Source organism: Microbacterium sp. B19(2022), from assembly GCF_012030385.1.
GTDB lineage: Bacteria > Actinomycetota > Actinomycetes > Actinomycetales > Microbacteriaceae > Microbacterium > Microbacterium oxydans_B.
The window spans coordinates 167683-179811 of sequence record NZ_JAAUVO010000009.1; the positions used below are offsets into that span (position 1 = coordinate 167683).

Genomic DNA, 12129 nt, shown 5'->3' on the forward strand with positions numbered 1-12129 from the left:
ATGACGGCGTCTCGTCTGCACCTCGTCCGACACGGTGAGGTGCACAACCCTGCTCGCGTGCTCTACGGGCGGCTTCCCGACTATCACCTGAGCAAGGCCGGCCGGGGGATGGCGGCGGCTGCGGCCGATCACGTGGGATCGCTCGATCGTCCCGTCGTCGCGCTGTACGCCTCGCCTCTTGAGCGGGCGCAGGAGTCGGCGGAGCCGTTCGCTGAGCGGTTCGACCTCGTGCCCGAGACGGACATCCGCCTGATCGAGCCGGCCAACGTGTTCGAGGGCACGCAGATGCGTCGCTCCCTGATGAACCCGATGAACTGGTGGCACCTGCGCCAGCCTTCTGTGCCGAGCTGGGGCGAGCCGTACACCTCCATTGCGGAGCGGATGCTCAGCGTGATGGACGAGGCCTGGGATGCGGCGCCGGAGGGGGACCTCGTCATGGTCTCGCACCAGGCGCCGATCTGGATCACGCACCTCCGGGTCGCGGGTCTGCCGTTGCGGCACGACCCGCGCACCCGTCGCTGCGCGCTGTCGAGCGTCACCTCGTTCGAGCGTGTGGGTGACGTCTGGCGCGAGGTGGCGTACGCGGAGCCCGCCGCGACGGGCTCCGCCGTCGACGTCGGCGCGGTCTGACCCGCTCACGCGAGTGACTGGATGATGCCGACCGCCGCGAGCTGACCGGCGGCTGCCGCCAGCAGCACCGACGCCATCGGGCCCGGGAGGCTGGCGCGGTGGGCGAGGTCGCCGGCGGCGAAGACGCCCGGGGTCGAGGTGCGGCCGAACTCGTCGATCTCGATCGAGCCGGACTCGAGCATCGCCAGTTCGAGATCCGCGGCGAACGGCGCCCGCTGGCGGATCGACCCCGCGGCCACGAAGATGCCGGCCACCACGCCCTCGTCGTCGGCCGTGCGGATCCGCACACCGTCGGCGTCCTTCTCGACCGAGGTGACCGGGGTGCTGCTCGCCCGCACGCCCTTCGCCTCCAGCGTCCGCATGTCTTCATCGGAGAACGCCTCGCCGAGGGGGAAGACGGTGATGTCGCCGACGATACGACCGAGAAGCCCGATGAGGTGCTCGGCTCGAGGAGCGGCGCCGAAGATGCCGATGGCCCTGCCCGCGTGCTCGTGTCCGTCGCAGAACGGACAGCTGAACGCGCGCGTGCCCCACAGGTCCTGCAGTCCGGGGACGTCGGGCAGATCGTCCGCGACTCCCGTGGCCAGGATCACGCGACGTCCGTCGACCGTCGAGCCGTCGGCCAGGGCGACCTGGAAGGCCCCCTCGCTTCCGGAGATGCCGGTCGCACCGGTGTCACGGATCTCCACGTCGGCGTAGGCGGCGAGCTCGGCGCGGGCGGTGGCGCGGAGCTCCGCCGGGGGTGCTCCATCTTCGCCGATCATGTTGTGCATGTGCAGGACGGTGCCGTTGCGGTATTCGCCCGAATCGAGGAGCAGTGTCGAGCGGTGCATGCGTCCGAGGGTCAGAGCGGCCTGCAGTCCTGCCGGTCCTGCGCCGATCACGATGGCGTCGTACATGGTGGTCCTTCCGGTGGATGTTGCGTTCTCCGTCAGCCTGTGACTTCATGTCAACATGAAGTCAAGCGCTGAGCATCCGTGGTCCGTCGGCGATGTCGCTGCCCGTTTCGAGCTGCCCACCAACGTGCTGCGGCACTGGGAGTCGGTGGGTCTCCTGCAGCCGCCGCGCGACTCTGCCGGACGACGCCGCTACGGAGAGGACGAGGTCGTGCGCATCGCCGTGATCCAGCGCAGCAAGGCCGCCGGGATGACGCTCGACCAGATCGCTGTGCTGCTCGACGACGGCAGCGCAGGTCGACACCAGGTGCTGCAGCAGCATCTGGACGACCTCGACCGGCGCATGGAGGAGATGCGCCGGTCACGCGAGATGACCGAACACGCGATGGGATGCCGGGCTCATGACATCGCGACCTGTCCGCGGTTCCGGGCCGGCGTCGACGACGTTCTGGCGCGATTCTGACCGGGGTCTCAGGCCCTTCCGCATCCACCTCGTGCATAGGATCCTCTGCGTAAACTCGGAGTCGTGCCACGCGATTCGACGGTCCGTCAGATCCGCAGCGGCCGCTCCTCCCGCACCCGGCGTTCACGCCGTGCGGTCGGTGCCGCGCTCGCTGCGGTGCTCGCCATCGGTCTGAGCGCCTGCGCTCCCGATCCGGTCAGCCAATCCTTCCTGAGCGGCGAGAACACCGGCTACGTCGCCGCCGACGGCGCGATCGTCGAGATCCCCGTCGCCGAGCGCGACGAACCCGTGGAGTTCGGTGGGGTCACCGAGACCGGCGAGAAGTTCGACAGCGCTGACATCGCCGGCGACGTCACCGTCGTCAACTTCTGGTATGCCGGGTGCGCGCCGTGCCGGCTCGAAGCCGCCGACCTCGAAGCCGTGTGGCAGGACTTCTCAGGCGAAGACGTCTCGTTCGTCGGTATCAACACCCGCGACCAGGCCGACACTGCCGTCGGTTTCGCCGAGGAGCACGACATCACATACCCCAGTCTGATCGACGTCGACACCGCCGAGGCCAAGCTCGCGTTCGCGAAGGTCACGCCGATCGCCGCGACGCCGACCACGCTCGTGCTCGACAAGCAGGGGCGTGTCGCCGCGCGCATCATCGGACCGATCGACGGCCCCTCGATCCTCTCGACGCTCGTCAAGGACGCGCTCGCGGAGGACTCGTGAGCTGCCCGGGAGCGTTGTGAACCCCGAAGCGATCATCGGCTCCGGGGCCCTCTGGATCGCGATCCCGGTCGCGATGTTGGCGGGACTCGTCTCGTTCCTGTCTCCGTGCGTGCTGCCGCTCGTTCCCGGCTACCTCGGCTTCCTCGGCGGTGCCGTGGCACCCCGCCAGGTCGCTTCCGGCGGCGGCGAAGGGCGCGCCACGACGCAGACGACCGAGACCGCGACTCGCGGCCGGCTCGTCCTCGGCGTGCTGCTCTTCATCTTCGGCTTCAGTTTGGTCTTCGTCTCGATCACCGCCCTCGGGGGCGTCGCGAGCGTCTTCCTGCTGCAGTGGGGCGAGATCATCACCCGGGTCCTCGGCGTCGTGATCATCGCCATGGGGCTGGTCTTCCTCGGCCTGTTCGGCTTCGCCCAGCGCGAGCTCCGCTTCCACGTCGACTCGAAGGCCGGCATCATCGGCGCTCCGCTGCTGGGCATCGCGCTCGGCATCGGTTGGGCGCCGTGCCTGGGCCCGACGCTCACGGCGATCTTCGCGCTGTCGTTCAACGCCGGCGACCCGGTGCGCGCGGGGTTCCTCGGGCTCGCCTACTCGCTCGGCCTCGGCATCCCGTTCCTGCTCGTCGCGCTCGGCTTCGGCTGGGCGACGAAGGCAATCGGCTTCCTCCGCCGCCACATCCGCGTGGTCAACGTCATCGGAGGGGTGCTGCTGATCCTGCTCGGCATCCTGATGGTCACCGGCCTGTGGACCGACATCATGTCTCGACTGACGGCGGTGATGGGCAGTGTCATCCTCCCGCTCTGACCGTTCTGAGAAGAACCGCCCCGAGAAGAACACGACCAAGAACAAGGGTGCCGTGAACAGCGACTCCAGCGATCCGCTCCGCCCGTCCGACCACGTCGACGGCGACGACTCGATCACCCAGCCGCGTCTCGGCTTCGTCGGCTGGCTGCGCTGGGGCTGGCGTCAGCTGACGTCGATGCGCACCGCGCTGGTGCTGCTGCTCGTTCTCGCGATCGCGGCTATCCCCGGCTCGATCTTCCCGCAGCGGATGGCCGACCCGAACGGCGTCACGCAGTGGGAGCGCGACAACCCCGATCTCTTCCCGGTGCTCGACGGACTCAAGATGTTCGACGTGTACCTGTCGCCGTGGTTCTCGGCGATCTACCTGCTGTTGTTCGCCTCGCTCGTCGGCTGCGTGATCCCGCGTATCAAGCACCACGCCAAGGCGCTGCGTGCCCGTCCGCCGCGCACTCCCGCACGACTGCAGCGGCTCGAGGACTACCGTGCCGTCAGGCGCGATCCCGCTGCCGACTCGGGAACGAAGACCGGCGACGCCGAGGCTGAGGCCGCTGCGTCGATCGACGTCGCCACCAAGCAGCTCAAGGCTCTCGGCTACCGCGTGGAACGCTATGACCGCGGCCGCACGTTCTCGGTCTCCGCCGAGCGCGGGTACTGGCGCGAGACCGGCAACCTGCTCTTCCACCTCGCGCTTGTCGGGGTCCTGGTCACGGTCGGCGTCGGCGGCGGCTTCTCCTATACCGGACAGCGGGTGCTGGTCGAGGGCGAGACCTTCGCGAACACCCTGCTCGACTACGACTCGATGAACCGCGGCCGCTTCGTGGGCGACGACGCCTTCTCGCCGTACTCGATGCGCCTCGACTCGTTCGACGTGACCTATCAGCCCTTCGGCGAGCCGGGCTCGGGACAGGCAGGCGACTTCTCGGCCAACGTCACGGTGCAGGAGAACGGCGAGGAGCGCACGGGAGCCGTCAAGGTCAACGAGCCGCTCGGCGTCGCCGACGACGACGTGTTCCTGCTCGGCAACGGCTACGCGCCGACCGTGACCGTGCGCGACCCGGACGGCAACGTGGTCTTCACCAACAGCACGCCGTTCCTCCCGCAGGACACCAACATGACCTCGCTCGGTGTGCTGAAGATTCCGGACGGCCTGGCCGAGCAGATCGGGCTCGTGGGGTTCTTCTACCCGACGACCGGTGTGCTCGAGAGCGGAGCCTTCTTCTCCGCCTACGGCGACCTCACCAACCCGACCCTCACGCTCGACGTGTACACCGGCGACCTCGGCATCAACGAGGGCGTGCCGCGTTCGGTCTACGTGCTCGACACCACCGGCATGACCAAGCTCACCGGCCGCAGCACCGACGTCGAATCGATCGAACTCGTCCCAGGGCAAACGGCCCAGCTGCCGAACGGCCTCGGCTCGGTCACGTTCGATGACGAGTCCCCGGCCGGGGCAACGGATTCCTCGGAATCGGTGAAGAGGTTCGCGTCGCTGCAGATCCACCGTGACGAGTCCGGCGTGTGGGTGCTCGGCTTCGCGCTGCTGGCGCTCGGCGGGCTCATGATCGCGCTGTTCGTGCCGCGTCGACGTGTGTGGGTCAAGGCCACCGCGCACGACGGGGAGATCGCGCTGGAGTACGCCGCGCTCGCTCGCGGTGAGGACCCCACGCTCGCCGCCGCCGTGGACGACCTCGTCGCCGGTCACGCCCGACTCCTCGACGCGGCGGGCGGCACCGCCGTGCGCACCGAGACGGATGCCGCCGCCGACGACACCGCGCAGGAGTCCGCAGCGCCGGACGCCCCGGCTCCCGACACCCGGAAAGTAGACTGACACCATGCTCGAGCTCAACGTGATCTCGCCGGTCCTGCTGTGGACGGCGATCGCGATCTACGCGGCGGCCTTCGTGGCCTACGCCTTCGATCTCGCACGGCGCTCGCAGGCCACGGCCGACGCGCAGACCGTTCGCGAGCCGGCGCTCGTCGGCGCCGGCGGGGGAACCGCCGTCACCGCCACGGGCGCACCTGGTGCAGAGGTGCCGCCGCAGCGCTTCGTGATGGCACGGATCGGCACCTCGCTGACGGTGCTCGGATTCGTCTTCCACCTCGCGGCAGCGGTCACCCGCGGTATCGCCGCCGGGCGCGTGCCCTGGGCGAACCTCTACGAGTTCGCGATGATGGGCACGCTGCTCATCGTGGCCGTCTTCCTCGTCGTCCTCACGCGCCTCGACCTGCGCTTCCTCGGCACCTTCATCACCGGTCTCGTCGTGGTGCTGCTCGGCCTCGGAGCGACGAACTTCTACGTCGACGTCTCGCCGCTGATGGACCCGCTCAAGAGCGTGTGGCTCGTCATCCACGTGTTCGTCGCCTCGCTCGCCACGGCGTTCTTCGCACTCGCCTTCGCCCTCTCGGTGATCCAGCTCATGCAGTCGCGTCGTGAGCGTCTCGTCGCAGAGGGCGCCGCGAAGACGGGCCCCGGGTTCCTCCGCACCTTCCCGACGTCGGTGCGGCTGGAGAGCCTGGCGTACATGTTCACGATCATCGGGTTCATCCTCTGGACCTTCACGCTGATCGCCGGATCCATCTGGGCGTACTACGCCTGGAGCCGGTTCTGGGGCTTCGACGTCAAGGAGACCTGGACCTTCGTGATCTGGGTCATCTACGCGGGGTACATCCACGCGCGTGCGACGCGCGGCTGGCGCGGCAACCCTTCGGCGTGGCTCGCGATCGTCGGCTTCTCGGCCGTGATCTTCAACTTCACGATCGTGAACGTCTTCTTCAAGGGCCTGCACGCCTACTCCGGCCTGAGCTGAGTCTCGCCGACTGGCACACCTGAGGCCCGTCCGCGGCACGATCCGCGCGGACGGGTCTCGTGCGTCCGACGCGCGCGGACACATGCCGCCGAAACCGCGAATACGCGGTTGTATGCTCATCGCAGGGGAGCGCGCCGGAGGCAGGAGCCCACATGCCCGTACTCGTCGGAATCGTCGAAGAACATCCCGCGATGCTGTTCGGCATGGCCACGATCCTCAACAGCAGCGACGGCATCCGAGTGGCGGCGAGCGGTGCGACGGCCGATGAGCTGGTGAGCCGCGCCCGACGACTCGACCTGATCCTGCTGGATCTCGCGCTGTCCGACGGTTCCACTCCGGCCGAGAACCTGCGCACCCTCGAACCCCTCGGCGCGAGCGTCGTCGCCTACACCGCAGGTGATCAGCCGCATCATCTCCGCGAGGCCGCGCGGGCGGGGGCCGTGGGCATGATCAACAAGTCCGACTCGCTCGAGGTCATCACCTCGTCGGTCCGCCGTGCGGCGCAGGGCCACATCCTCGCCACGGCGGAGTGGGCGGCCGCCCTCGACTCGGATCACCAGTTCGTCGCGGCGCACCTCAGCCGCCGCGAGTCCGAGGTGCTGTCGCTCTACGCCTCGGGGGAGACGGCCGAGCGCGTCGCACGGACACTTTTCCTGTCGCGCGAGACCGTGCTCGATCACATCCGACGCATCCGGGCGAAGTACGCGGCCGTCGATCGGGCGGCACCGACCAAGGTCGACCTGTTCCGCCGGGCCGTGGAAGACGGGCTGGTCCTGCAGAACCTGTGAGGGAGCCCGGACGTGCTCAGCCCGTGAAGGGCCAGATCAGCGGCACGTAGAACACCGCGACCACGAAGAACAGGATCGTCAGCGGCCAGCCGAAGCGCGCATAGTCGCCGAAGCGATAGCCGCCGGGCTCCATGACCATGAGATTCGCCGGCGTTGCGACGGGGGTGAGGAACGCGGCCGCTCCGGCGATCGTGAGAGCCATCAGGAACGGCAGCATCGACGCCTCCATCGCGGTGGCCAGAGCGACGGCGACCGGAGCCACGATGAGCACGGTCGCGGTGTTGCTGATGAGCTGCCCGAGCACCAGCGTGATCAGCACGATCACCGCCACGGCCGCGTGCGGACCCGCGTCGCCGAGGAACGAGCGCAGCCCGTCGGCGATCAGCTGCGCGGCACCGGTCTCCTGGAAAGCCGTCGAGAGCGGGATCATTCCCGCTACGAGGATGACCGTCGTCCAGGAGATCGCGCGGTAGGCCTGGGTGATCGAGACGACACGGGTGAGGATCAGCGCCCCCGCGGCGAGCAGCCCCGCGATCGCGGCCGGCACGATCCCCGTCGCGAGCAGCACGATCATCGCGAGCAGGATCACCGCCGTCCGCTTCGCGCCCGCGCCGAGCGGCACGGAGCGGCGGAGGGTGAGTGGCGCGTCGACCACCAGGACCTCATCGCGCCTGGACGTGTGACGCTGGAGGTCGTCCCAGGAGCCGTCGAGGAGCAGGGCATCGCCGGCCTGCAGATCGGTGCCGGACTCGTCCAGCGCCTCCTGCCCGCGCCGCACACCGAGCACGACGAGGTCGCCCGACGGTGTGCACATGCCGGGGAACACGTGCAGGCCGATCAGGCTGGAGCGCGGCGGCACGACGACCTCGGCGACTCCGCGCGAGGCGGACACCAGTGCCCGGTCGGGCGAGAGCGCATAGTCGGCGCGCAGCAGGGATGCGAGGCGCTCGAGGTCGATCGGTGCGGAGGCCGGCCTGCGCTCCGGCAGCAGCCGGTTGCCCAGGAGCAGGATGATCGCGAGCGTGCCGACGAGCAGCGGGAGCCCCGCGAGCGCGAACTCGAAGAAGCCGAACGGTCGGGCGCCGTTGTCGGTGGCGACCTCGGACACGATGATGTTCACCGGAGTGCCGGTGAGGGTGAGCATCGACCCGGCATGGGCCGAGAAGGCGAGCGGCATCAGCATCTGCGAGGGGCGGATCCCCGCGCGCGCGGCGACCACGACGACGAGCGGCAGGAGCGAGGCGACCGAGCCGTTCACGCTGATCACGGCCGTCATCGCGGCGGTCAGCAGCCCGATCGTGAGCAGCAGCCGCCGACGGCCGGTGCCGGAGCGGGCGACCACCTCCTGCCCCGCCCACGCGATGATGCCGGTCGATTCCAGTGCCTCGCTGACGACGAACAGGGACGCGATGAAGAGCACCGTCGGGTCGCCGAATCCGGCGAGAGCCGACCCCAGATCGAGCACCCCCGTCAGGTAGAGAGCCACCGAGACGCCGACGGCCACGACACCGAGGGGGATGCGGTTGGAGACGAAGGCGATGACCGCGCACAGCAGGATGACGAGGGTCGCGACGATCGGGTCCACGGCCCCACGATAGGGCGCGCTCCGGATCGCGGCGACCCCCCTAGTTCTAGGGGGTGTGCTTGCAGGAGCTTCTCGCTCGACACGATCATGGGGGCTATGGCTGCGGAGAAGTCGGTGAGTGCCTCGGATGCCGAGAGCAAGGGATTCCTGAACTGGATCGAGAAGGTCGGCAACAAGGTGCCGGACCCGACGATCATGTTCGTCTACCTGATCGGTCTGATCGCGGTGCTCTCCGCCATCCTGTCCTGGGTGGGGGTGTCGGTCACGGACGACGTCGTGATCCCGGTCCCGAAGGACGAGTTCTCCCAGGTCAACGAGCAGTTCGGCGGCAACTGGGAGATCTACGACACCACGACAGGAATGCCCGCGGAGGTCCCCGACTACACGATCGAGGAGCAGACCTTCGAGGTGCGCAACCTGCTGTCCATCGACGGCATCCGCTTCTTCTTCTCGTCTTTCGTCGACAACTTCGCCGGCTTCGGCGTCGTCGCGGTGGTGCTCATCGCGATGGCGGGTGTCGGCGTGGCCGAGCACGCCGGACTCATGGGGGCGATGATCCGCCGCGTGGTCAAGGTCGCGCCGCGTCGCTGGCTCGCGTTCATCCTGATCTTCGTCGGTGTGCTCTCCTCGGTGGCGACGGATGCCGGCTACCTGATCCTGGTTCCCTTGGCCGCCGCCGCGTTCTTCACCGTGGGGCGGCATCCGCTCGCAGGTCTCGCCGGTGCGTTCGCCGGCGTCGGGGCGGCGTTCGGCGCGAACCTCCTCATCACACCGAGCGACAGCATGCTCACCGAGATCACGAACGAGGTGCTCACCAGCGCCGGGATGCAGCCGATCGAGGTGACGCAGAACTTCTACTTCGGGATCGTGTCGACGTTCCTGCTCACGGCGGTGGCGCTGCTCGTGACCGTCCTCGTCACCGAGAAACGGCTCGGAAAGTACGACCGCAAAGACATGACGATCGCGGACGAGGCCGAGAACGTCGACCACGACGCCGAGGCCCGCGGGCTGAAGTTCTCGTTCTGGGCGCTGCTGGGCTTCGTCGCCGTGATCCTCGCGCTCACCCTGCCGCCCGGCGCACCGCTGCGCGACCCGGAGACGGGCGACATCATCGGCACCACGCCGTTCATGGCCAGTCTGGTCTTCATCATCTCGCTCGCGTTCCTCGTGTGCGGCCTCGCGTACGGGGCGGGCGCGAAGACACTGCGCGGTGGCTCGGCCGCGGTCGGTGCGATCGCGAAGACGTTCGGGAGCCTGGGCGGCCTGCTCGTGATGTTCCTGATGATCGCCCAGTTCATCGCCCTGTTCAACTGGAGCAATCTCCCCACCGTCGCCGCCATCTCGGCCGCCGAACTGCTGGAGCAGGCGAACGTGCCTGCGATCGTGCTGCTGCTCGCATTCATCGTCGTGATCGTGATCCTCGACTTCATCCTTCCCGGCCTGGTTCCGAAGTGGGTGATCTTCGCCCCGGTCTTCATCCCGATCTTCGCGTCGCTCGATGTGGCACCGCAGACGCTGCTCGCCGCGTACCGCGTCGGTGACTCGCCGGTGAACGTGCTGACCCCGCTCATGGTCTACCTGCCGTTCATGGTGACCGTCGCACAGCGCTACAAGAAAGAGGCCGGCATCGGCACGATCATCGCGCTGATGATCCCGTACGCGGTGTGGATGCTGCTGTCGTGGACGGCGCTGTACGTGGTCTGGTTCCTCCTCGGCATCCCCTGGGGCCCCGGCTCACCGGTCGACATGGTCGGCTGACCCGTCTCCCGTCCCGGCAGGGTGCAGGGACGGATCTCGACGCCGCATCGCAGAACAAGGAGCAGACTCATGGACCGCAGGCCGAACAAGCTGATCCCCGCCGATCTGAAGACCACCCCGGGGCTGGATGCCGTCGATGCGGCCCGGATCCGGGTGGATGAGATCGCCGCCGATGTCGAGGCGATCGGGATCGGGGTGTATTCCGACGGTGAGGTGCCCGCAGCCCTCGGGTTCGATCGCGACGCACTCGAGAACGCCGGGTTCACGGCGAAGCCGGGCACCTCGATCGTGCTTCCGCGCGCCGGGGAGCCCGACCTCGTCGCCGTCGGACTGGGGGCGAGGGCGGATGCCGGGGCCGGCGGACTGCGTGACGCCTCCGCGACCCTCGCCAGGGCCGCCTCGCGGCGGCAGACGCTGGGCCTGCGGATCGACGACCTCGCGGGAGTGGATGCCGCTGTTGCCGTGCGTGCGCTCGCCGAAGGGGCTCTGCTCGCCCGCTACCGCTACACGGTGCTGAACGGGTCGTCGAAGCACGTCCCGCTCGTGTCGTTCACGATCGACGTCCCCGGAGGGACGGCCGAGCCCGTCGCCGCCGCTCTCACCGGCGTGCGTGCCGCCGTCGTCGCCCGTGATCTGGCGAACACGCCTCCCGGGCATCTGACCGCGGTCAACATGGGCGAGATCGCCGTCGAGCTCGGCGCCCGCTTCGGGTTCGAGGTCGAGCTCTTCGACAAACAGGCGCTCATCGATCTCGGCTGCGGCGGGCTGCTCGGTGTGAACCAGGGCTCAGTGGAGGAGCCGCGCATGATCAAGCTGGTCTACACCCCCGACGGCGGTGGCACGGGGCATCTGGGCCTCGTCGGCAAAGGCATCATGTACGACTCGGGAGGCATCAGCCTCAAGCCCAGCGACCCCATGCACCTGCTCATGAAGATGGACATGGGCGGCGCGGCCGCCGTGCTCGGCGCCTTCGTCGGGCTTCGCGACGCCGGGGTCGGCGCCCAGGTCTCGGGGTGGCTGATGTGCACCGACAACATGCCTTCGGGCACGGCGTACAAGCTCGGCGACGTGCTCACCGCCCGCGGCGGCACCACGATCGAGGTGAAGAACACCGACGCCGAGGGGCGCCTGGTGATGAGCGATGCGCTCGTGCTCGCGACCGAAGACGAGGTGGATGCGATCATCGACATCGCGACGCTGACCGGTGCCGCGCTGGTGTCGCTTGGCGCCGCGACCGCTCCGGTCTTCGGCAACGACCAGGCGACGGTCGACCTGGTGCTCGCGGCCTCCGAGGCCGTCGACGAGTCGGTGTGGCAGCTGCCGCTGGAGCAGAAGTACCGCAAACAGCTCGACTCCGAGATCGCAGACATCGCGAACCTCGGCGGTCCGTTCGCGGGGGCGACGACGGCGGCGCTGTTCCTGGAGCACTTCGTCGGCGGCACTCCCTGGGCGCACCTCGACATCGCCGGCACGATGCAGACCGAGAAGGACGACTCCTGGCGCACGGCCGGAGCCACCGGTTTCGGGGCGCGGCTGCTGCTGGAGGCGGCCCGGACGTTCCCGCCGGCATCCTGACCTCCTCGGCTTCGCTGGCGCGGCGAAAACGGAGACCGAATGCGGTCGGCCCGGCGTGTCATGATGTGACGCGCCGGGCCGGCAGTGGATGGTCTCCGTTTTGGCAGGGGT

The 12129-nt window shown here is 68.8% G+C and carries 11 protein-coding genes; 9 read left to right on the forward strand and 2 right to left on the reverse strand.

Annotated elements, in window-relative coordinates; genetic code table 11:
• A complete protein-coding gene (locus HCX50_RS10490) occupies window positions 1-630 on the forward strand; it encodes a histidine phosphatase family protein (RefSeq protein WP_167634266.1) in 630 nt (209 codons plus the stop codon).
• A 5-nt stretch (window positions 631-635) separates the two neighbouring features.
• On the opposite strand, the gene HCX50_RS10495 is transcribed toward HCX50_RS10490, so the two are convergent.
• Window positions 636-1529, reverse strand: a complete 894-nt coding sequence (locus tag HCX50_RS10495; protein ID WP_167634268.1) for an NAD(P)/FAD-dependent oxidoreductase — start codon at window positions 1527-1529, stop codon at window positions 636-638.
• Window positions 1530-1584: 55 nt separating this feature from the next.
• Between HCX50_RS10495 and HCX50_RS10500 the strand changes: the two genes are divergently transcribed.
• From HCX50_RS10500 to HCX50_RS10525, 6 genes are all read left to right on the forward strand, one after another.
• Window positions 1585-1989: a MerR family transcriptional regulator gene (locus HCX50_RS10500; protein ID WP_091035367.1), complete on the forward strand. Its 405-nt coding sequence runs from the start codon at window positions 1585-1587 to the stop codon at window positions 1987-1989.
• Between the two features lie 63 nt (window positions 1990-2052).
• A complete protein-coding gene (locus HCX50_RS10505; RefSeq protein ID WP_091035364.1) occupies window positions 2053-2703 on the forward strand; it encodes a TlpA family protein disulfide reductase in 651 nt (216 codons plus the stop codon).
• Window positions 2704-2719: 16 nt separating this feature from the next.
• Window positions 2720-3505, forward strand: a complete 786-nt coding sequence (locus tag HCX50_RS10510; protein WP_167634270.1) for a cytochrome c biogenesis protein CcdA — start codon at window positions 2720-2722, stop codon at window positions 3503-3505.
• 52 nt (window positions 3506-3557) lie between these two features.
• Window positions 3558-5333, forward strand: a complete 1776-nt coding sequence (gene resB / locus HCX50_RS10515; RefSeq protein ID WP_337749475.1) for a cytochrome c biogenesis protein ResB — start codon at window positions 3558-3560, stop codon at window positions 5331-5333.
• Window positions 5334-5337: 4 nt separating this feature from the next.
• A complete protein-coding gene (gene ccsB, locus HCX50_RS10520) occupies window positions 5338-6312 on the forward strand; it encodes a c-type cytochrome biogenesis protein CcsB (RefSeq protein ID WP_029263877.1) in 975 nt (324 codons plus the stop codon).
• Between the two features lie 152 nt (window positions 6313-6464).
• Complete coding sequence (locus HCX50_RS10525; protein WP_167634274.1) at window positions 6465-7100, forward strand: response regulator transcription factor; 636 nt, start codon at window positions 6465-6467, stop codon at window positions 7098-7100.
• 16 nt (window positions 7101-7116) lie between these two features.
• Here HCX50_RS10525 and HCX50_RS10530 read toward each other — a convergent pair whose 3' ends face one another.
• Window positions 7117-8685, reverse strand: a complete 1569-nt coding sequence (locus HCX50_RS10530; protein WP_167634276.1) for an SLC13 family permease — start codon at window positions 8683-8685, stop codon at window positions 7117-7119.
• Window positions 8686-8781: 96 nt separating this feature from the next.
• On the opposite strand from HCX50_RS10530, the gene HCX50_RS10535 reads away from it, so the two are divergent.
• Together HCX50_RS10535 and HCX50_RS10540 are read left to right on the forward strand one after the other, a co-directional pair.
• Window positions 8782-10443 (forward strand): AbgT family transporter, encoded by a 1662-nt coding sequence (locus HCX50_RS10535; RefSeq protein ID WP_167634278.1) that lies wholly within the window; start codon window positions 8782-8784, stop codon window positions 10441-10443.
• Between the two features lie 69 nt (window positions 10444-10512).
• A complete protein-coding gene (locus tag HCX50_RS10540; RefSeq protein ID WP_167634280.1) occupies window positions 10513-12018 on the forward strand; it encodes a leucyl aminopeptidase family protein in 1506 nt (501 codons plus the stop codon).
• The last annotated feature ends 111 nt before the right edge of the window (window positions 12019-12129 follow it).

Excerpts from the sequence above, each read along its gene's own strand:
- HCX50_RS10490 (WP_167634266.1), top strand. The coding sequence starts at position 1 with ATGACGGCGTCTCGTCTGCACCTCGTCCGACACGGTGAGGTGCACAAC.
- HCX50_RS10495 (WP_167634268.1), bottom strand. The coding sequence starts at position 1,529 with ATGTACGACGCCATCGTGATCGGCGCAGGACCGGCAGGACTGCAGGCC.
- HCX50_RS10500 (WP_091035367.1), top strand. The coding sequence starts at position 1,585 with ATGAAGTCAAGCGCTGAGCATCCGTGGTCCGTCGGCGATGTCGCTGCC.
- ccsB (WP_029263877.1), top strand. The coding sequence starts at position 5,338 with ATGCTCGAGCTCAACGTGATCTCGCCGGTCCTGCTGTGGACGGCGATC.
- HCX50_RS10525 (WP_167634274.1), top strand. The coding sequence starts at position 6,465 with ATGCCCGTACTCGTCGGAATCGTCGAAGAACATCCCGCGATGCTGTTC.
- HCX50_RS10535 (WP_167634278.1), top strand. The coding sequence starts at position 8,782 with ATGGCTGCGGAGAAGTCGGTGAGTGCCTCGGATGCCGAGAGCAAGGGA.
- HCX50_RS10540 (WP_167634280.1), top strand. The coding sequence starts at position 10,513 with ATGGACCGCAGGCCGAACAAGCTGATCCCCGCCGATCTGAAGACCACC.